The 17,205-nt window shown below is 69.7% G+C and carries 20 protein-coding genes; 17 read left to right on the top strand and 3 right to left on the bottom strand.

Annotated features, from left to right (window positions below; translation table 11 throughout):
- Window positions 1-134: 134 nt before the first annotated feature.
- Window positions 135-542, bottom strand: coding sequence for a hypothetical protein (locus tag CFI00_RS06470; RefSeq protein ID WP_068104940.1), 408 nt, complete (start codon window positions 540-542; stop codon window positions 135-137).
- 191 nt (window positions 543-733) lie between these two features.
- Between CFI00_RS06470 and CFI00_RS06475 the strand changes: the two genes are divergently transcribed.
- Complete coding sequence (locus CFI00_RS06475; RefSeq protein ID WP_207084425.1) at window positions 734-934, top strand: hypothetical protein; 201 nt, start codon at window positions 734-736, stop codon at window positions 932-934.
- A 3-nt stretch (window positions 935-937) separates the two neighbouring features.
- Here CFI00_RS06475 and CFI00_RS06480 read toward each other — a convergent pair whose 3' ends face one another.
- Together CFI00_RS06480 and CFI00_RS06485 are read right to left on the bottom strand one after the other, a co-directional pair.
- Window positions 938-2,227: an ATP-binding protein gene (locus tag CFI00_RS06480; protein ID WP_207084426.1), complete on the bottom strand. Its 1,290-nt coding sequence runs from the start codon at window positions 2,225-2,227 to the stop codon at window positions 938-940.
- Window positions 2,228-2,294: 67 nt separating this feature from the next.
- Window positions 2,295-2,639 (bottom strand): hypothetical protein, encoded by a 345-nt coding sequence (locus CFI00_RS06485; RefSeq protein WP_207084427.1) that lies wholly within the window; start codon window positions 2,637-2,639, stop codon window positions 2,295-2,297.
- Window positions 2,640-2,983: 344 nt separating this feature from the next.
- Here CFI00_RS06485 and CFI00_RS06490 point away from each other — a divergent pair, with 344 nt between their 5' ends.
- The 16 genes from CFI00_RS06490 (at window position 2,984) to CFI00_RS06565 (ending at window position 17,198) form a co-directional block, all read left to right on the top strand.
- Window positions 2,984-3,448, top strand: coding sequence for a helix-turn-helix transcriptional regulator (locus tag CFI00_RS06490; RefSeq protein WP_207084428.1), 465 nt, complete (start codon window positions 2,984-2,986; stop codon window positions 3,446-3,448).
- 429 nt (window positions 3,449-3,877) lie between these two features.
- Window positions 3,878-4,435 (top strand): SAF domain-containing protein, encoded by a 558-nt coding sequence (locus tag CFI00_RS06495; protein ID WP_242532718.1) that lies wholly within the window; start codon window positions 3,878-3,880, stop codon window positions 4,433-4,435.
- 3 nt (window positions 4,436-4,438) lie between these two features.
- Complete coding sequence (locus CFI00_RS06500) at window positions 4,439-5,281, top strand: hypothetical protein (RefSeq protein WP_207084430.1); 843 nt, start codon at window positions 4,439-4,441, stop codon at window positions 5,279-5,281.
- Window positions 5,278-6,978, top strand: a complete 1,701-nt coding sequence (locus tag CFI00_RS06505) for a CpaF/VirB11 family protein (protein WP_207084431.1) — start codon at window positions 5,278-5,280, stop codon at window positions 6,976-6,978. Before CFI00_RS06500 ends, CFI00_RS06505 begins: the two co-directional genes overlap by 4 nt.
- A complete protein-coding gene (locus CFI00_RS06510; RefSeq protein ID WP_207082358.1) occupies window positions 6,975-7,904 on the top strand; it encodes a type II secretion system F family protein in 930 nt (309 codons plus the stop codon). Before CFI00_RS06505 ends, CFI00_RS06510 begins: the two co-directional genes overlap by 4 nt.
- Entirely contained in the window at window positions 7,901-8,818 is a 918-nt protein-coding gene (locus CFI00_RS06515) for a type II secretion system F family protein (protein ID WP_207084432.1), read from the top strand. The genes CFI00_RS06510 and CFI00_RS06515 overlap by 4 nt, the downstream gene beginning before the upstream one ends.
- A 55-nt stretch (window positions 8,819-8,873) precedes the next feature.
- Window positions 8,874-9,080, top strand: coding sequence for a hypothetical protein (locus CFI00_RS06520; RefSeq protein WP_207084433.1), 207 nt, complete (start codon window positions 8,874-8,876; stop codon window positions 9,078-9,080).
- Between the two features lie 8 nt (window positions 9,081-9,088).
- Window positions 9,089-9,484, top strand: coding sequence for a TadE family protein (locus tag CFI00_RS06525; protein ID WP_207084434.1), 396 nt, complete (start codon window positions 9,089-9,091; stop codon window positions 9,482-9,484).
- Entirely contained in the window at window positions 9,481-9,939 is a 459-nt protein-coding gene (locus tag CFI00_RS06530; protein ID WP_207084435.1) for a TadE/TadG family type IV pilus assembly protein, read from the top strand. Before CFI00_RS06525 ends, CFI00_RS06530 begins: the two co-directional genes overlap by 4 nt.
- Entirely contained in the window at window positions 9,936-10,373 is a 438-nt protein-coding gene (locus tag CFI00_RS06535; protein ID WP_207084436.1) for a TadE/TadG family type IV pilus assembly protein, read from the top strand. The genes CFI00_RS06530 and CFI00_RS06535 overlap by 4 nt, the downstream gene beginning before the upstream one ends.
- A complete protein-coding gene (locus tag CFI00_RS06540; RefSeq protein ID WP_207084437.1) occupies window positions 10,370-13,609 on the top strand; it encodes a LysM peptidoglycan-binding domain-containing protein in 3,240 nt (1,079 codons plus the stop codon). Before CFI00_RS06535 ends, CFI00_RS06540 begins: the two co-directional genes overlap by 4 nt.
- Before the next feature lie 22 nt (window positions 13,610-13,631).
- Window positions 13,632-13,907, top strand: a complete 276-nt coding sequence (locus tag CFI00_RS06545) for a hypothetical protein (RefSeq protein WP_207084438.1) — start codon at window positions 13,632-13,634, stop codon at window positions 13,905-13,907.
- Window positions 13,904-14,464, top strand: a complete 561-nt coding sequence (locus CFI00_RS06550; RefSeq protein WP_207084439.1) for a hypothetical protein — start codon at window positions 13,904-13,906, stop codon at window positions 14,462-14,464. The genes CFI00_RS06545 and CFI00_RS06550 overlap by 4 nt, the downstream gene beginning before the upstream one ends.
- A complete protein-coding gene (locus CFI00_RS06555) occupies window positions 14,419-15,363 on the top strand; it encodes a hypothetical protein (RefSeq protein ID WP_207084440.1) in 945 nt (314 codons plus the stop codon). The genes CFI00_RS06550 and CFI00_RS06555 overlap by 46 nt, the downstream gene beginning before the upstream one ends.
- 460 nt (window positions 15,364-15,823) lie before the next feature.
- Window positions 15,824-16,861 carry a DUF4037 domain-containing protein gene (locus CFI00_RS06560; protein WP_207084441.1) on the top strand — a complete coding sequence of 346 codons (1,038 nt, stop codon included), beginning with the start codon at window positions 15,824-15,826 and terminating at the stop codon, window positions 16,859-16,861.
- Window positions 16,862-17,003: 142 nt separating this feature from the next.
- Window positions 17,004-17,198: a hypothetical protein gene (locus CFI00_RS06565; RefSeq protein ID WP_207084442.1), complete on the top strand. Its 195-nt coding sequence runs from the start codon at window positions 17,004-17,006 to the stop codon at window positions 17,196-17,198.
- Window positions 17,199-17,205 lie beyond the last annotated feature (7 nt).

Below are 17,205 nucleotides of genomic sequence, written 5' to 3' on the forward strand. Positions count from 1 at the left end.
GGGCAGCTCCTTGGTTGACCGGGGTTATGTCTCAGTCACCAAAGGAAGGTCGACCCGCTCGGGCGATCACCGAGCGCGAAGAAATCTCGCGGGCCTCAGGCGCCGCGGGTCACCGAGGGCCGGGGACCACCAGGTCAGGGTTGGTCCCAGGGCATCGACTCCTGCCCGTCGTCGACGCCCTCGCTGATGATGTGCGCCGTGGCGTTGCGGGCGGCGTTCAGGTGCTTGTGGAGGTCGACCGCGAGTCCGCGGGCCTCCTCCAGGTGGAGACGCGCGACGCCGATCGCCATGGCGGGGTCGGATTCGTCGGTCATCGCGTCCATGCTGAGCACCTGGTCGGCCAATGCCTGCTCGAGCGTGCTCGACAGCTGCGAGAACGCCTGGGGCAGCGCGGCCGCGAGGTCGGCGAACTCCGCGAGCTCGTCGGAGGTCTCGGCCGGGATCTGGTCGCGCGCCCACATCGTGGCGCGGTTGAAGCCGTAGACGTGTCGGCGTGCCGCCGTCGCGTGCCCGCTCGCCTCGAGCTGGTCGTTGTCGTCCACCAAGGTTGTCCTTCCTGCCGAGCGGTCTCGCTGGCCTGAGTCTCGCGGATCTCGCCGGCGTACGCTCGGCCGCCGGCGGCGGGCTGTGGATAACCGCAGGGGTTCCCTCCGGGGTCTCCAGCGGGAGACTGAGCGGCCATGGACGACCAGGCCGCCTTGATCGCAAGGCGAGTGGCACTGGCGGTGGCCGCTTGGTCAACGCTGCGGCCGACGTCGAGGCCTACCGCCGACTCGCCGACGCGGTGGGGAAGTGGAACGCCTACAGCGCACCGCAGCTGGAGGACGGCGACGTCGACGAGCTGCTCGACGACCTCCGCCCACGTCGCGCCCCCGATGCCACTCGGCGACGTCGACGAGCTCGAGGCGGTCCTACGTCGGCAGGCTCGCCGTGAGCTCTAACGCCGCGGCGGGTCGGGGCCGCCCTCGGAGGCGGGCGGGAGTTCACGCGGGCGGCGGCCGGCACCGAGACTGCCGGGTGCCGGGTCGGCGGGCGAGGGTGCTCCGGTGGCCAGGGTCTCGCGGATGTAGCGGTCGAAGCCAGGCATCGTGAACCGGACCTCGCCGCGACTGGCGGGCTCGATGATGCCCTTGTCGATCAGGCGCTCACGCGGAACACCCAGAGCCTGCGTGGGCCGGCCGAGCGCCGCGGCGATCTCTGCCCGCGTCACCGTTGGAGTGCCGGCCTGCGCCATCACGGACATGATCTGCTTCTCCAGTTCGGTCGCGGCCGCCCACCGGGCGGCGTACATGGAGCTCAGCTGATCATCGGCCAGCGGCAGGCCGGACCGCACCTGGTCGACGTCGAGCACGTCACCGGTTCCTGAGGGCTTGGCCACCTCCCACGTCGCGTGCGCGAGGACCTGCAGCAGGTACGGGAATCCTTGGGCCTCGGCCGCTACCGTCTGCAGCGAGGCGGGCGTCCAGGTCACGCCTAGCTCTGCGGCCGGCTCGGCCACGGCGGCGGCCGCTGCGGCCGGCTCGAGTCGGGGAAGCGTGAGGAAGGTGCTGCGCTCCCCGAAGGTGGCAGCGTTGACCAGGACTCCCGGTGTCGAGGGCAGGCCGGCGCCGATGATGGCGAGGGGGTTGTCCTCGCGCCGTCCAGCCAAGTTCTGCATCGCGTTGAGCAGGACCGCGAGGTCATCGCGGGTGGCCGCGTGCAGCTCGTCGACGAAGACCACGAGTCCAGCGCCACCGCGTGCACGGATCTGGGAGCTGGTCTCGTGCAGGAGGTCCTCCATCGCCGAGATCTGGGCCCCTCGTGGAGGTGCCTCAGCCTCGGAGCGGTCGGCGGCCGCCGTCGCGCTCACCTTCACCACGCTCGGCAGCCCGAACTCCAGGCCGATGTTCTCCAGGCGAAGCTTCCAGGTGCCCTTCTCGGCTCGGGGGAGGATGTCCGCGGATTCGACGGCCTTTCCGACGCGACTGACCAGGTCGGGAAGGAACGGCGCGTTGCGCCGGCATGCCACCCATGCGGTGATGAACCCGTGCTCCTCGGCGTCACGCTGCGCCTCGCGCAGCAGGGACGTCTTCCCAACCCCGCGCGGGCCCAGGAACACCAAGAGCGGGCCGCCCATCTCGCCGTAGGTGCCGATCCGGCTCAGGTAGCCTCTGATCCTGTCTTGCTGTTGTTCCCTCCCGGCCAGGACCCGCGGCAGTTCGCCCGGGGCGTAGGGGTTGGGCAGCATCAGAGGTCTCCTATACATTCTGTTACACAGCGGGCTTGTGTAACGAAGTGTATGCCGTCGATCGGGATCACCGCCCCACGTTGAAGCTGCGTGTTCCAGGCGTGCTGGCAGCGCCTGGCGTGCGCGCTCCGAGTCGACGGCGGGCGGCATCGTCGAGGCTCTCGCCTGCGGAATCGACCTCGTCGACGCCGCGGCCAGGTCGATCGGCGTGCGGCTCGGTCGTCTCGCTGAGGCATTCGACTAGGTCCTCGACGTCGGCATCCAGGACCCGCTCGAGGAAGTCGGCGATGCCCCCTGGGGAGCCGTCGCACTCGGCCACCAGGGCGTCGGTCAGACGATCGAGGGCGGCGTCTCCGCGGGCGGTGAAGGTGACGACACCGGGGACCGGGTTCTCGGCTCGGGAAGTGCTCATGGTCCACCTCGCTTTCTGGTCACCTAGGTGCGAAGGAGGTTGGTAAGCGATCAGCCCGATCTGCGACACGAGGGGAATCCGACGGCCATAGCGCGGGAGAACTCACGGCCCTGTATGGGGCTTGCCCCGGGTGGCCGGCGTGGGCAAGGCCGCCGAGTGGTGACACCGAGGCTGGGCGCGATGTCGGGCCCAAGGTCATTGGCCATGCGGCGAGGAGTGTCCGCGTCGCGAGCGGCGCCATCGCGGAGTGAGACGGACGGGCTCCGCGGTCCCAGGTCGTCGGTCCGGGGCAGCCCAGACTGACCTGTCCCGCAGAGGATCGGCACCGCTAGTGTTCGTCGGCGATGGCCTCCGGAATCGATCCCAACGCGTTGAGGGCTGCTCGCGAGGAAGCGGGGTTGACTCAGCATGAGTTGGCGCGTCTGGTGGGAGCGGCCGGGGGTGAGCGCATCTCTCGCTGGGAGTTGGGCACGTCATCTCCGCGTCCGGACTTCCTGGTCAGACTCGCCAAGGCACTCGACATCCCGGCGCTGCGGCTAATTCACGTCGACGGTGATGTCCCCGATCTCCGAGCGCTGCGCCTGCAGGCAGGGCTCACCGTTCCCGAACTCGCCACGTCCGCGAACGTGGCTGTGCCGACCTATTACGCCTGGGAGCAAGGGCGCTGGACCCGACTCCCTGCACCACAGTCGCTCGAAGCGCTAACCCGCGCACTCGGGGAGTCCGTCGAACTGGTTGTCGCAGCATTCCATGAGGCGCAACGGCAACGCCGGCGCAGCGGAACAGCCTCGGCCCGACCGAGTTCGTAGGCGCAGGCGGGTTTGACCCTTATCCACAGGTGAGAATTTGTTCCGGGAGACCCGGACGATTTTGTGGTCCCATGGACTCCGGATCGTTTGGAGGCGTTGATGCTCGGTCCCATCGGGGGGATTGAGCCGCGCGACCCTCCGGTCAGGACTGGGCGATGGCATCTCGGAAGCGGTCACCTGTGGATAACGAGACGCTCGATAGGAATGCACTAGTGTGTCACTATCGAGTTGGGCTCGCGCTGATCGCTCCGGGCCCGTCTTGACACGTAGGTGATCGAGACACGAGAGGACTCGGGATCCATGTCACAGAACACCGCTCAAGGCCTGTCAGGCGAGGCAACCCCCACCAGCCGTCCCATGCCCACGCTCAACAACAGTCCACGACCACGACCCAAGCAGCGCCGCAGACCATGGGTGTTCGCACTCTGTGTGGCCCTTGTCGCCGCGGGCGCGCTAGGCACCGCGTTCGCCTTCACCTCCATCAACGACACGCAAGAGGTCCTCGTGGTCAGCCAGGACATCAAGCGCGGCGAGACCATCGAGGCCGGTGACCTCTCAGTGGTGCGGGTCAGCGTCGACCCGGCACTGAGCCCGGTCGCCGGGAGCCAGAAGGCCGAGCTCGAGGGCAGCCGCGCCGCCGTCGACCTGTGGGCCGGCACCCTGCTCACCGAGGAGGCCACCACCGACAGCCTGGTGCCGGGGGAGGGGGAATCCTTGGTGGGCATCAGCCTCACCCCCGCGCAGATGCCGTCCGAGCCGCTCTATGCCGGTGACGCCGTCCGGATCGTCACCACGCCCGGCGACCAGGGCGAGGTCAGCAACGAGGACCCGGTCACGGTCGAGGCGGTCGTGGTTGGTGTTAGCCGCGTGCAGGAGACCGGCGAGACCGTTGTCGACGTCTCTGTCCCCGAGGGTGACGCCGCCGACCTGGCAGCCCGCGCCGCGACGGGCCGGGTCGCACTGGTCCTGGACACGCGGGAGCGCTGAGCGATGGCGCTGATCGTCCTAGCGTCGGCCAGCGGTTCGCCCGGCGTCTCCACCACGGCGCTGGGGCTCACCCTCAACTGGCACCGTCCCGTGCTCCTGGTCGACGCCGACCCGACCGGTTCCTCCGCGGTTTTCGCTGGCTACTTCCACGGCACCCAGGAGCCCACCGGCGGGCTGATCAACCTTGCCCTCGCGCTGCGCGAGGGGACACTGGCTGCGGCCCTTCCTCGCGAGACGCTGTTGCTGGACCCCGAGGCCCCGGCCGAGCGGGCGCCCTGGTTCCTGCCTGGCATCCGCGCCCACGAGCAGGCCCCGAGCCTGCTGCCGCTGTGGGAGCCGCTCGCCGAGCAGCTGCGCGCGTTGGACCGCAACGGCCAAGACGTCATCGTCGACGCCGGCCGGCTCGGTCTCGCGGGTTGGCCGCAGCCGCTCATCGCTGCCTCCGACCTGACCCTGCTGGTCACTCGCAGCTCGCTGCCCGCGCTGGCCGGTGCACGCTCGTGGGCCAAGATGCTGCGCGACCAGTTCGCCGCCGTCGGTGGCCTCTCGCGACTGGGCCTCCTTCTCGTCGACGAGGACCGCCGGTGGCCGGCGATGCCCACGGGCGTCCCGCGGGTGCGTCCCTACACGCCGCGCCACATCGCCAAGGCGCTCCAGATCTCCGTCGCGGCAGCGGTGGGCTGGGATCCCGAGGCCGCGGAGGTCTACTCCCATGGCGCTCGCAAGCCCCGCAAGTTCGAGTCCTCCGACCTGGTGCGCAGCTACCGCACCGCAGTCTCCCTGATCCACTCCGTCCTCACCTCCAACCAGGCCGCCCTCGCCCACCCGATCGGAGGCCGCGCATGAGCACCAACGGACACCAGCCCGGAGCCCAGGACCGCGAGCCGCTCCGCGCCGACGAATGGCTCGCGGCGCGACACGCAGACCGCAGCCAGCGCTCCCCGTTCGCCCGCGGCCGCGGCACCAACGGCAACCAGCCGCCCCCGCAGCCGGCGCCGACCAGCGAGGACCACGACCCGACGTCGCTGCCGATCTTCGCCGGCGCCTGGACCAGCGAGGACCAGCTGCCGGGCCGCACGCGCTCGGACTTCACGCTCCGCCCGCTCGTCGCCAGCCCCGGCGACCAGCCGCACGCGATCGCGGCCATCGACTACTACGACGGCGCCGACGTGGGGGAGGTCGAGCTGGACTGGGAGCTCATCGCCCAGTACCGGGCCGAGATCTCCTCCCGGCTGACCGCCCGGCTGGACAAGGAAGGCGGCCGGGTCACCGACGAGGACCGCGAACAGATGGGCCTCGACGTCATCGAGGAGCTCATCAAGTCCGAGGCCGAGACGCTGGTCTCCACCGGTCGGCCGCCGTGGACGAAGGACCACGAGAAGGCACTCAAGTCCGCCCTCCACGCCGCCCTGTTCGGTCTGGGCCGGCTGCAGCCGCTGGTCGAGCGCGAGGACGTGGAGAACATCATCGTCATCGCCCGCGGCCCCGACTGCGCCGTGTGGCTGGAGCTCGTCGACGGCACACTGGTCGAGGCCGCCCCGATCGCCGACTCCGAGGACGAGCTGCGCGAGTTCCTCACCGACCTCGGCTCCCGGCAGAACCGGCCCTTCACCGAAGCGCGTCCGCACCTGGACCTGCGCCTGCCCGGCGGCGCCCGGCTCGCGGCCGGCTCCTGGGTGATGGCCTACACCTCGGTGGTGATCCGCCGGCACGGGATGCGCGAGGTGTCGATGGACGAGATGGTCTACGACCGCAAGGCGTGCGGCGCGGTCTTGGCCGACTTCCTCGCCGCCTGCGTCCGCGCCGGCAAGAGCATCGTCGTCTCCGGCGTCCAGGGCTCGGGCAAGACCACCTGGGTCCGCGCCCTGTGCTCGTGCATCCCGCCCTGGGAAATGATCGGCACCTTCGAGACCGAGTTCGAGCTGCACCTGCACGAGCTGGTCGACCGGCACAAGATCGTCCACGCCTGGGAGCACCGGCCCGGATCCGGCGAGGTCGGCATCGACGGCCGCCAGGCCGGTGAGTTCAGCCTCGAGGAGGCCATCCACCACTCCTTCCGGTTCAACCTCGCCCGCCAGATCGTCGGCGAGGTCCGCGGCCCGGAGGTCTGGAACATGCTCAAGGCCATGGAGTCCGGCCCGGGCTCGATCAGCACCACCCATGCCCGCAGCGCCGAGCACACTATCGAGAAGCTCGTCTCCTGCGCCATGGAGAAGGGCCCGCAGGTCACCCGCGAGCTCGCGATCAGCAAGCTCGCCGCCGCCATCGACATCGTGATGTACCTGCGATCCGAGGTCGTCCCCAACGGCGACGGCACCTTCCGCAAGCAGCGCTGGGTCGAGGAGGTCCTGGTCGTCCAGCCCAGCATCGACGCGGCCCGCGGGTATGCGACCACCCCGATCTTCGCCCCGAACCAGCTCGGCCAGGCCGTCGCCACCGGGAAGCTCGACAACTTCCTCGCCCAGGAGCTCGCCCGCCACGGGTTCGACCTCGAGGCGTACAAGGCCGAGTCCCAGGCAAACCCGGGGGTGGCGATCTCATGACCGCCTTCCTGCCCGCCGTCTTCGGGGCGCTCATCGTCATCGGCCTGATCGGCATGGTCTACGCGCTGATCCCCGCACCTCCGAAGCCGCCGCGGCCCGCCCGGACCGTCACCCCGTTCGGCCGGGCGGGTGGCTGGTTCACCCGGCTCAACCCGCGCACCCGGATGCTGGTCATCGGCGGCGCTGTCGCCGGCCTCCTGGTCGCGCTGCTGACCGGCTGGGTGATCGCGATCGTGCTCGTCCCGGCCGCGATCGTCGGCATCCCGCTGCTGCTCACGCCCCCGCCGGCGGCCGCGAGCGTCGAGAAGCTCGAGGCGCTCGAGGAGTGGACCCGGTCACTGTCCGGCAAGCTGACGGCCGGACAGTCGCTGCGCTCGGCGCTCATCAAGTCGCTGCAGTCGGTGCCGGCGCCCATCGAGCGCGAGGTCGGCCTGATGGTCTCCCGGCTCTGGAACAACACCGCCACCACCGAGGACGTGCTGCGCGCCTTCGCTGAGGACCTCAACGACTCCACCGGAGACGTGGTGGCCAGCCAGCTGATCCTCGCCGCCAGCGGTCGCGGGCAGGCCGGCCTGGCCAAGGCGCTGGACGCCCTCGCCGAGACCGTCGCGGCCGACGTGCGCGCCCGCCGCCAGATCGCCGCCGACCAGGCCAAGCCGCGCACCACCGCCCGCACGGTCACCGTGATCACCCTCGGCGTCCTGGGCATGCTCGCCCTCACCGGCGACTACATCGAGCCGTACGGCAGCCCGCTCGGCCAGGTCATCCTCGCCGTCCTGCTGACCGCCTACGTGGCCACGCTGCTGTGGATGCGCCGGATGGCGGTAGCCAAGCCGCTCCCGCGCTTCCTCGACCTCCAGGCCCGCAACGCGCACCGAGCGGCGCACGGAGCGGCGCGCGGGGAGAAGGAAGGAGCACTCGCATGACGGGCCTCCAGCTCGCGCTCGCCAGCGGCACCCTCCTCGGGCTCGCCGTTGCCCTGCTCGTGTGGCGCCTGGCCCCGTCCGACCCCGACCTCGCCGACGCCCTGGACCGGCTCTCGCCCGGCCACGTCGTACCCCGACGCAGCGCCGGCCCGCTCGACGTCGAGGAGAGCACCGAATCCGGATCGTTCGTCGACCGGATCGGCGTGTGGGCGATCAAGAACCTGCCCGGGGGAGCGTGGGCACACACACCGCGCAAGGACCTGGCCATCCTCCAGATCAGCGAGACCAGGTTCTACGGCGAGAAGGTCGTTTGGGCGCTGCTCGGCCTGGCCATGCCGCCGCTGTTCGCGGCGTTCTTCGCGCTGATCGGGCTCCCGCTCCCGTTCGTGATCCCCACCTTCGGGTCGCTCGGGCTCGCCGCACTGTTCTGGTTCATGCCCAACTACAACGCCACTGACGACGCCAAGAAGGCCCGCATCGAGTTCAGCCGGGCCCTGGGCGCCTACATCGACATGGTCGCCACCGGAGTCCGCGACGGCTCCAGCGGCCAGCAGGCGCTGCGCTCCGCGGCCGAGGTCGGCGACACCTGGGTGTTCAAGCGAATCGAGAGCGAGCTGCGCCGCGCCCGCTACATGACCCGCGCCCCCTGGGACTTCCTGCACGGGCTAGCCGATGACCTCGGCGTCCCCGAGCTCGACGACCTCGCCGACATCATGCAGCAGTCCGGCCAGGACGGCGCCCAGATCTACAACAACCTCCGCGCCCGCGCCGCCGCCCTTCGCTCGGCGATGCTCAGCGCCGAACTCGGGAAGGCCAACGCCGTCTCCGAGCGCATGTACATCCCCGCCAGCCTGCTCGGCATCGTCTTCATGGCGATCCTCGTCACCCCGTCGATGCTCCGATTCGCGACCTAACACCGACGTCAATCCCGGGACACCCCGAACTCCACACCCAGAAAGGAACAACGCGATGTTGAAACTCCTCATCACCCTCCAGGTGACGGCCCTGGCCGTGATCGCCAGCATGGAGGACCGCATCGTCAAGCACCGACGCGACGAGCGCGGCTCGGTCACGATCGAGCAGGTCATCTGGGCCGGCGCGGTCATCCTCATCGTCGGCATCGTCGTCGCCGCAATCAGGGCGTTCGTGACCAGCGAGGCCGGAAAGATCAAGTAGGTCCGTCCATGTTCTCCAGCTCTCGCCGCCGACGCCGGGACGAGCGCGGCTCAGTGGCCATCCAGATGGTCTTCCTGATGCCGGCGCTCTTCCTGGTGATGTTCCTCGGTGTCCAGGGCGCGCTGTATTACCACGCCCGCGAAGTAGCGCTCGCGGCCGCGCAGGAGGGCGCACGTGAGGCGGGCAGCGAGAACGGCAGCCGTGAGTCCGGAGTCGCGACCGCGAACGGCTTCCTTCAGGACGCCGGCGGATCCGACGTGATGACGTCGACGAGCGTCTCCGGGTCACGGACCACGACAACGGCCACGATCACCGTCACCGGCAAGTCCATGAGCGTGATCCCCGGCTGGCACGTGACCGTCCGCCAGAGCGCCAGCGTCCCGGTCGAGAGGCTCACCGAATGATGGCGCAGAGCATCTGGGCCCGCGCCTTCAACCGCAGCCGGGACGAGCACGGATCGGTGGCCATCGAGGCCGCGATCGGCGTCCCGGCCTTCGGGCTGTTCGTGGCGATGATCATCCTCGGCGGCCGCGTCGAGATCGCCAAGCAGTCCGTGGAAGCAGCCGCCTACGAGGCAGCACGGGCAGCCTCGATCGAGCGAACCCAGAGCGAGGCAATCGTCGCAGGCAGGTCCTCGGCCGCAAGCAGCCTGCACGACCAGGACGTGCACTGCACCAGCACGAACATCACGGTCAACGCTGCGGCGTTCAACGCACCGATCGGGAACACCGCCCAGGTGAACGTCACGGTGACCTGCACGGTCAACCTGTCGGACCTGAGCATCCCCGGCGTACCCGGCACCCGCACGATCACCGCAACCGCGAGCAGCCCCGTCGACGCCTACCGGGAGCGCCGATGAAGAGGCACCCGGTCCGACGACAGCGCGACGAGCGCGGCGCCATCAGCGTCTGGTTCGCCACCGCGTCACTGGTGATGATCATCCTGGTCGGGATGACCGTCGACCTCGGCGGCAAGGTGCACGCCCAGCAGCAGGCCCGCAGTGCCGCGGCCCAGGCAGCCCGCACCGGCGCCCAGGAGGTCCAGGGCTCGACCGCCATCCGCGGCGAGGAGCTCCGCGTCGACATCAACGCCGCCAAGTCCGCCGCGCAGGGCTACCTCAACGCCGCCGGCGTGGAGGGCAGCGTCACCGTCGTCAACGGCGACACCCTGATCGTGCGCACCACCGACACCTACGACAGCAAGTTCCTCGGGATCATCGGGCTGGACTCGATGAGGGTCACCGGGGAGGCGTCTGCACGGCTCATCCGCGCCCAAGGAGGCATCGAACGATGACTACGCCCACCCTGCGCCAGCGGCTGACCGGGCTCCTCGCCACGGCCGCCGTCCTCGGCATCATCATCGGCCTGCCGGCCCTCTTCCTCGCGATCGGAGCCAACCCGATCCCCGACCAGGCGCCGAGCTGGGAGAGCATCAAGGACGCACTCCTCGCACCCGACGACGGCACCCTGGTCCTCGGCCTGTTCAAGGTGATCGGCTGGGCCGCGTGGGCCTTCATGACCCTCAGCCTGGTGGTGGAGACCATCGCCCGGCTCCGCAGGGTCGAGGCGCCCAAGCTGCCGGGGCTGGGTCGCCCGCAGGCCGCGGCCCACGGACTGATCGGACTCGCTGCCCTGCTGTTCATCGCAGCGCCGATCGCTGCGCAGGCCGCCAACGCCGGCCCCGCCGCCGCGTCCGCGCCGGCGGCGGTGGGCCATGTCCAGGCCGGGACCGTCGACCAGACGCCCGCCCAGCACGGCGTGAAGGTCGAGGCGAAGCAGGAACGCGCGACGGTCGATCACTCGGTCAAGCCGGGGGAGAGCCTGTGGTCGATCGCTGAGGACCACTTCGGTGACGGCGCGCGCTACAAGGAGATCGCCGAGCTCAACCGCAACCTCCTCGGCTCCCGGCCCAGCTTCCTCGAGCCCGGCTGGGTGCTCAAGCTGCCAGCCCCGGCCGGCGGGGCGCCGGCGCACACCTACACCGTGCAACCCAACGACACACTCAGCGACATCGCCCACGACGAGCTCGGCGACGCCGACCGGTGGCCGGAGATCTACAAGGCCTCCACCGGCATCACCCAGCCCGGCGGCGCCCACCTCGCCGACCCCGACGTGATCGACGTCGGCTGGAAGCTCAACATCCCCGGAGCCCAGACACCCGCCGGTCACGACGACCGGCAGCACCAGCCGCAGCCTCGCGAGGACAAGCCCGAGACCCCCGCCGAGCCCAGGACCGAGCAGCAGCCGATCGACCCGCCGGCCGAGGAGACTCCGCCGGTCCCGGAGACCGAGGCCCCGCAGACCGCCGCGCCCGAGGTCCCGCAGGCCGAGGAGCCGACGGCGCCGGCCGCCGACGTCGACCAGGTCGACGAAGCCGACGACTCGATCCTCGAGGCGCCCTGGGTCCTCGCCGGTCTCACCGGCGGGGGCGTGCTGCTGTCCGGGGCACTGCTGATGGCGCTGCGGTCCCGTCGGCGCTCCGCCTTCCGGAACCGGCCGCCGGGTCGAGCGGTCGCCGCCCCGCCGCCCGAGCTGGCGCCGGTGGAGATGACGCTGAACGCGACCGGTGCTGCCGCGGCCGCCACCGTGGAGTTCGCCGACGAGGCCCTGCGGCGCCTCGCGGCCGCGGTCGGAGCCCAGGGCACCACGATGCCCCCGCTGGCGGCCGTCGAGCTCGCGAAGGGCAAGCTGACGCTGCACCTGAGCGCCCCGGCCGACGTCCCGGCTCCCTGGGTGGGCAGCCCCGACCAGACCCACTGGCACGTCAGCACGGACATCGCGGTGGAGGACCTCGGCCCCGACACCGGCAATGTCGAGCCGCCCTACCCGCTGCTGGCCACCATCGGCATGAGCGACACCGGCGAGACCTGGTTGCTGAACTGCGAGGAGCTCTCCACGCTGACCATCAGCGGCGACCCCACCTACGGCCGCGACTTCGCCCGCCACCTCGCCGCGCAGCTGGCCGTCAACCCGTGGTCGCGCCGCGTCCAGGTCGACTGCATCGGCGTGGCCGAGGAGACCGTCGCCATGGACGAGCGGATCACCTACTACCCGACCGGCGCGGCCGGGACGCCCGCGACCTCGGAGATCCTCGCCGCCGCGGTGACCACCGTCGACCGGGCGAAGCGACACGACACCGACGTGTCCACGGCCCGCACCGGCAGCGTCGACGACGACACCTGGCCCGCCAGGATGCTGCTCCTCGACGCCGCGGCCGGAGACCCCGACGACCTCGAGCAGCTGCTGCAGCTGGTCAACGACCACGTCGGACAGTCCGCGACGTCCATCGTCGTTGCCGGCGAACGCCCGAACACGCCCGGCGCGGTGCTGCACATGACCAACACCGGTCGCGTCGTCCTCGAGCACGCCGGCCTCAACCTCATCGCCGTCGGTCTCACCAGCGACGAGGCCAGCGGCTGCGCCCTGGTCTACGCCCAGAGCGAGACCCCTGAGTACGTCGACACGCCCGCGGACGAGACCGCCACCGACGGCTGGGAGGCCTACACCGACTCCTCCGGAGCCCTGCGCCGCCAGTACACCCTGCCCCGCAACACCTCCGAGGACGCCGTCGACGAGCCGCTGTCCTCCCTGCTCGAGGGCGAGGACGAGGAGTACATCCGCGAGAGCGCGATCGTGCAGGAGGACCTCGAAGCCCTGGCGCCGAAGGTCCCCGCCCACGTCCGCGCCGAGGTCGAGGAGAAGGACCCCACCCTCGACCAGGACATCGCCGACTGGTTCTCGCCCAACTGCCACCGCCCGCGCCTCACCCTGCTCGGCCCGGTTACCGCACGCACCCACGGCAAAGCACTCGCCAAGCGCAAGCCCTACTTCACCGAGCTCCTGGCGTTCCTCGCCCTGCACCGCAAGCACGGCGCCACCCGCGAGCAGATCCGCGAGGCCTTCTCAATCTCCGACGGCAAGGTGCGCGACTACACCAACATCGTCCGCGACTGGCTCGGTCCTAACCCCCGCACCGGCGAGGACCACCTGCCCTACGCGGACAAGGCGCCGGCTGCCAAGCTCACCGGGGTCAACGTCTACCAGGTCGACGACGGCCTGCTCGTTGACCTGGACCTGTTCATCCGCCTCCGCAAGCGCGGGCAGAGTCGAGGCGGCGCCGAGGGTGTCGCCGACCTCTGCGCTGCGCTCGAGCTCGTCGGGGAGGCCCAGCCGTTCAGCCAGCTGCGCGAGGAAGGGTGGGCATGGCTCGCCAACGAGCCTGACCGCATCGACCTCATGGCGGGCGGGTGGATCGCCGACGTCGCCCTCATCGTCGTCACCGAGGCGCTCGCGGCCGGCGACCTGGTCAAGGCCCGCTCCGCCGCCTACGTCGCCAGCCGCGCCGACCCCGACGGCGAGAGCACCCGACTGTGCCTCGCCCACGTCATGAAGGCCGAGGGCGACCAGCTCGAGGCCGACCGGATCCTGCGCGAAGAGATCTGCAACCGGTCCGACGACGGCGACGCACCCATGGAATTGTCGGAGCGCACAAAGACCATCATCCGTACACACGGCTGGCTCGCGAGCTGACTCGGGAAGGGAGCACCAGCACATGACAACGTTCGACCAGGAACTCACCGGCCGATACGTCGCGGCCGGCGGCGACCGCCCCGACCTCGACGCCCGCCGCCTCGCGCGGGCTGTGTTCGTGCGCGACACCATCCGCACGCTCTACAACGCCGACAAGAAGTTCGGGATCGACCCCGCCGACAATGGCTCGCTGGCCGAGCTCGTCGACGCAGCCGAAGAACACCTCGAGCACATCGCCGACGACGTCGGCCAGCGGTCAGTCATGGCGTCGCCCACCACAGGAGGAGACACCCCATGAGGAAACACCACTCCGCACTCGGGGGAGTGGCCCTCGCCCTCGCCCTGACTCTCACGGGCTGCGGCGGCGACGACACCGAGCCCACGGTCCAGGAGACCCCGACCCAGTCACCCTCGCCGACACCCACCAGCACGCCGACTCCGAAGACACCGGAGGAGAAGGCGGCGGCCCAGTTGACGAAGTACCTCAAGGCGCGCGACGACTTCTATCGTGCCGTCACGATCGACTTCAAGCGCCTCAACCCGGTGGCAACAGGGGACGAGTTCCTCCAGATCCAAGAGGCTGTTGTCACCCTCAAGAGGTACGACATCAAGGTCACGGGGGAGTACGTGCACACTCTCGCCGAGCCGCGTCGCCGGTCGGACTCGACGATCCTCATCACCGACTGTGAGGACCGAACGAACGTGGAGCGCAAGAAAGACGGCAAGCAGATCAAGCAGACCGATCCGAACGGCGATCCGCTGCGTAACCCTGTCCCGGTTGAGTACACGGTCGTTCGTGACAAGGGCGCGTGGAAGGTGTCCAACTCCGATATCAAGTGGGATCAGTCATGCTGAGGCGCATTCTCGCGCTCGTGCTGGCGGTTCCTGCGGCGCTCGTTGTGGTCGTCCTTACGGCCACGAGCGCGAGTGCCGATTGCCAGGAGGTCTACAACCCGGAGACGGGCGAATTCGAGATCGACTGCTCGGATGGGGGTGGCAACGGCGGTGGCGGTGGCGGCACCGGCGGCGGCTCCTCGACGTGCAACTACAACGGGAGAGAGATTCCGTGCACCGGCCCTGGCGGGTCGGTGTGGAGCAGCCTGCATGAGTGCTGGATCGGTCCTTCTGCTGAGGAGATGGGCGAGGATCTAGTGCCGCCGGATGGCCAGACGAAGGAAGACGGCGCCTGGCACGTCTGCTACTTCCCGCCGCCCGGATCGTCCTGGGAGTACACGTGGGTGCAGACCGGCGAAGAAGTCAGAATCGATCCCGTGGTGCTCGCTCAGCGCGCGATCGCCTCGATGGACCTGGACCCGATCCAGATCGGCATCGTCCCGGAGTCCGGTCCGAACCGGGTTGGACTGGTGGGGCTGCCGGTGTGGATGTGGGTCGACAGCCCGACGGACGACACGTTCGGCCCGATCACTGCATCGGCCAGCGAGGGGTCGGTGTCGGTCAGTGCCACCGCCAGCGTCTCCAGCATCGTCTGGGACATGGGCGAAGGGACCACGGTGACCTGCACAGGCAAGGGCACCCCGTACGCCGACCACTACGGCAAGAAGGACTCGCCGACGTGTGGGCACCGCTACGAGAAGATGTCGACGGACCAGCCCGACGGGGCCTATCAGGTCACCGCCACGAGCCACTGGGTCGTCGAGTGGACCGGCGGCGGGCAGTCCGGAACCATCGAGTTCGACCTGACCACCGACGCGCTTCCGATCCGAATCGGTGAGGCCCAGGTGCTGACCCAGTGAGCGGTCGGTAGCCACTCAGCGACCACAGGAGACAGGTCCCCGTCCTCGGAGCAGGACGGGGACCTGTTCTCGTTCTAACGGCCTCGGGTCGAGCCCGGCCGGGCGCGAGCATCCGGCCTGCGCGGGCCACCTGTTGCGAAGGGGAAAGCCCCAGGCGTCTCGGGTCACCTGGGGCTTCGGCGCCTAGTAGAGCACGGCCGATCGAGCAGCGCAGGAGAACCAGGGAACCCACTCCGGCCGGGCCGGGGGAGCTGCGCCGGCGCCGGCCCGGAGCCGCGTCGACTGCCGTCCGGGGCTGCTCGACCGCGCATAAGAAGAAGAAAAAGAAGTGTTGAGATGCAGGAAAGGTTGGCGGACCACACGCGGGAGAGATTGGCGGAACCGTCCACATCGAGGATCTCCTTCAAAGTAGCCGCTTGCCTCTCCGATGAGGTGGAGTCCCCTCGGGCAGGATGTGCACGTGTCGCCTGATGCCGAGGATCTGACGGGTTGCGAGCTGTCACGCCGGTTCTACGACGCGGTGGTCGCCCCGCTACTGCTCAGCCACTGGCCCGGCCTGCCGCATGCTGCAGCGCGTATTGGCGCGGGGTCGGAGGTTCTCGGGCTCGATGACGAGATGTCGCGCGACCACGACTGGGGACTGCGCCTCAACGTGCTAGTGGCGCAGGATCTGTGCCGCCCCGTTCAAGCTCTCCTAGACGAGCAACTCCCCGAGACCTACGCCGGACTCCCGGTCGCGTTCGCCTACACCGGCTCCAGCGAGGTGCGCCATCGCGTGGAGGTGGACACGCCATCAGACTTCGCCAGGTCCCGCCTCGGGATCGACCCGCGGCCGGCCCCCACGACGTCCGACTGGCTCAGCTTTACCGGGCAGGCTGTCCTCGAGGTCACCGCCGGGCCCGTGTTCACCGACACCGATGGGGCTCTCACCGAGATCCGAGCAGCGCTCGAGTGGTATCCGGACGACCTGTGGCGCTACATCGTTGCGTGCGACTGGATGCGGCTCGACCAAGAGATGCCGCTGATGAGCCGGGCGGGCGATCGCGGCGACGACCTGGGATCGCGAGTGATCGCTGCCCGGCTGGTCGACGTGGCCATGCATCTGGGCTTCATGCTCGAGCGCCAGTGGCCGCCGTACGCCAAGTGGCGGGGCACGGCGTTCCTGCGGCTACCTCGTGCTTCCGCTGCGCACGGCGAACTGGCGGCGGTGCTCCAGGCCACGACCTGGCAGCAGCGACAAATGAACTTGGCCCGAGCCCTCGATGTGCTCGCGTCTGTCCAGGGCGCGGCTGGCCTGCCCAGCCCGGAACCAGCAACCATCGGCTTCTGGGAGCGCCCCTACCTACACACGAATCAGGAACTCGTCGACGACGTGCTCGATGGGATCTCCGATGAGTCGGTGCGAACGCTCCCGATCGGCCTCGGGTCGATCGAACAACGAACAAGCAACGTCGACCTGCTTGTGGACTCCCACCGCCGGCGGTCCCACATCCACTGAGCGTGGTCAACCGAAGTGGACACCTCACGGTTCGCCGGAGCACTACGGTCGAGCCATGCTGACCGCTGGCGTCGACCTCACCGCGGACCAGAAGAAGACCGGCATCGCCTTCTTCGCCAGCCGACATGCAGGAGGATGAGTCATGAGCACCAACGACCAGAACGCCAAGGACACGAGTGCGGACTCGTTGGACGGCCTCGATGAGATAGCCGAGGAACTTGGCTTCCCCGAGCGCGCGTCAGGCTGGCCCGACGTGGGCTCGCGGGAGAATTTACCGAGTCCACCGAGGCACACCCGGCAGGGTGCAGGCCCCAATCAGGGCGCGCGCGAGGGCTAATGCCCCA

The sequence above is a fragment of the Nocardioides sp. S5 genome, assembly GCF_017310035.1.
Classification (GTDB): Bacteria; Actinomycetota; Actinomycetes; order Propionibacteriales; family Nocardioidaceae; genus Nocardioides.

What these genes read in the sequence shown, in the direction of transcription:
- CFI00_RS06480 (WP_207084426.1), bottom strand. Translation starts at nt 2,227, where the DNA reads ATGCTGCCCAACCCCTACGCCCCGGGCGAACTGCCGCGGGTCCTGGCC.
- CFI00_RS06485 (WP_207084427.1), bottom strand. Translation starts at nt 2,639, where the DNA reads ATGAGCACTTCCCGAGCCGAGAACCCGGTCCCCGGTGTCGTCACCTTC.
- CFI00_RS06490 (WP_207084428.1), top strand. Translation starts at nt 2,984, where the DNA reads ATGGCCTCCGGAATCGATCCCAACGCGTTGAGGGCTGCTCGCGAGGAA.
- CFI00_RS06500 (WP_207084430.1), top strand. Translation starts at nt 4,439, where the DNA reads ATGGCGCTGATCGTCCTAGCGTCGGCCAGCGGTTCGCCCGGCGTCTCC.
- CFI00_RS06505 (WP_207084431.1), top strand. Translation starts at nt 5,278, where the DNA reads ATGAGCACCAACGGACACCAGCCCGGAGCCCAGGACCGCGAGCCGCTC.
- CFI00_RS06510 (WP_207082358.1), top strand. Translation starts at nt 6,975, where the DNA reads ATGACCGCCTTCCTGCCCGCCGTCTTCGGGGCGCTCATCGTCATCGGC.
- CFI00_RS06515 (WP_207084432.1), top strand. Translation starts at nt 7,901, where the DNA reads ATGACGGGCCTCCAGCTCGCGCTCGCCAGCGGCACCCTCCTCGGGCTC.
- CFI00_RS06520 (WP_207084433.1), top strand. Translation starts at nt 8,874, where the DNA reads ATGTTGAAACTCCTCATCACCCTCCAGGTGACGGCCCTGGCCGTGATC.
- CFI00_RS06525 (WP_207084434.1), top strand. Translation starts at nt 9,089, where the DNA reads ATGTTCTCCAGCTCTCGCCGCCGACGCCGGGACGAGCGCGGCTCAGTG.
- CFI00_RS06530 (WP_207084435.1), top strand. Translation starts at nt 9,481, where the DNA reads ATGATGGCGCAGAGCATCTGGGCCCGCGCCTTCAACCGCAGCCGGGAC.
- CFI00_RS06535 (WP_207084436.1), top strand. Translation starts at nt 9,936, where the DNA reads ATGAAGAGGCACCCGGTCCGACGACAGCGCGACGAGCGCGGCGCCATC.
- CFI00_RS06540 (WP_207084437.1), top strand. Translation starts at nt 10,370, where the DNA reads ATGACTACGCCCACCCTGCGCCAGCGGCTGACCGGGCTCCTCGCCACG.
- CFI00_RS06545 (WP_207084438.1), top strand. Translation starts at nt 13,632, where the DNA reads ATGACAACGTTCGACCAGGAACTCACCGGCCGATACGTCGCGGCCGGC.
- CFI00_RS06550 (WP_207084439.1), top strand. Translation starts at nt 13,904, where the DNA reads ATGAGGAAACACCACTCCGCACTCGGGGGAGTGGCCCTCGCCCTCGCC.
- CFI00_RS06565 (WP_207084442.1), top strand. Translation starts at nt 17,004, where the DNA reads ATGAGCACCAACGACCAGAACGCCAAGGACACGAGTGCGGACTCGTTG.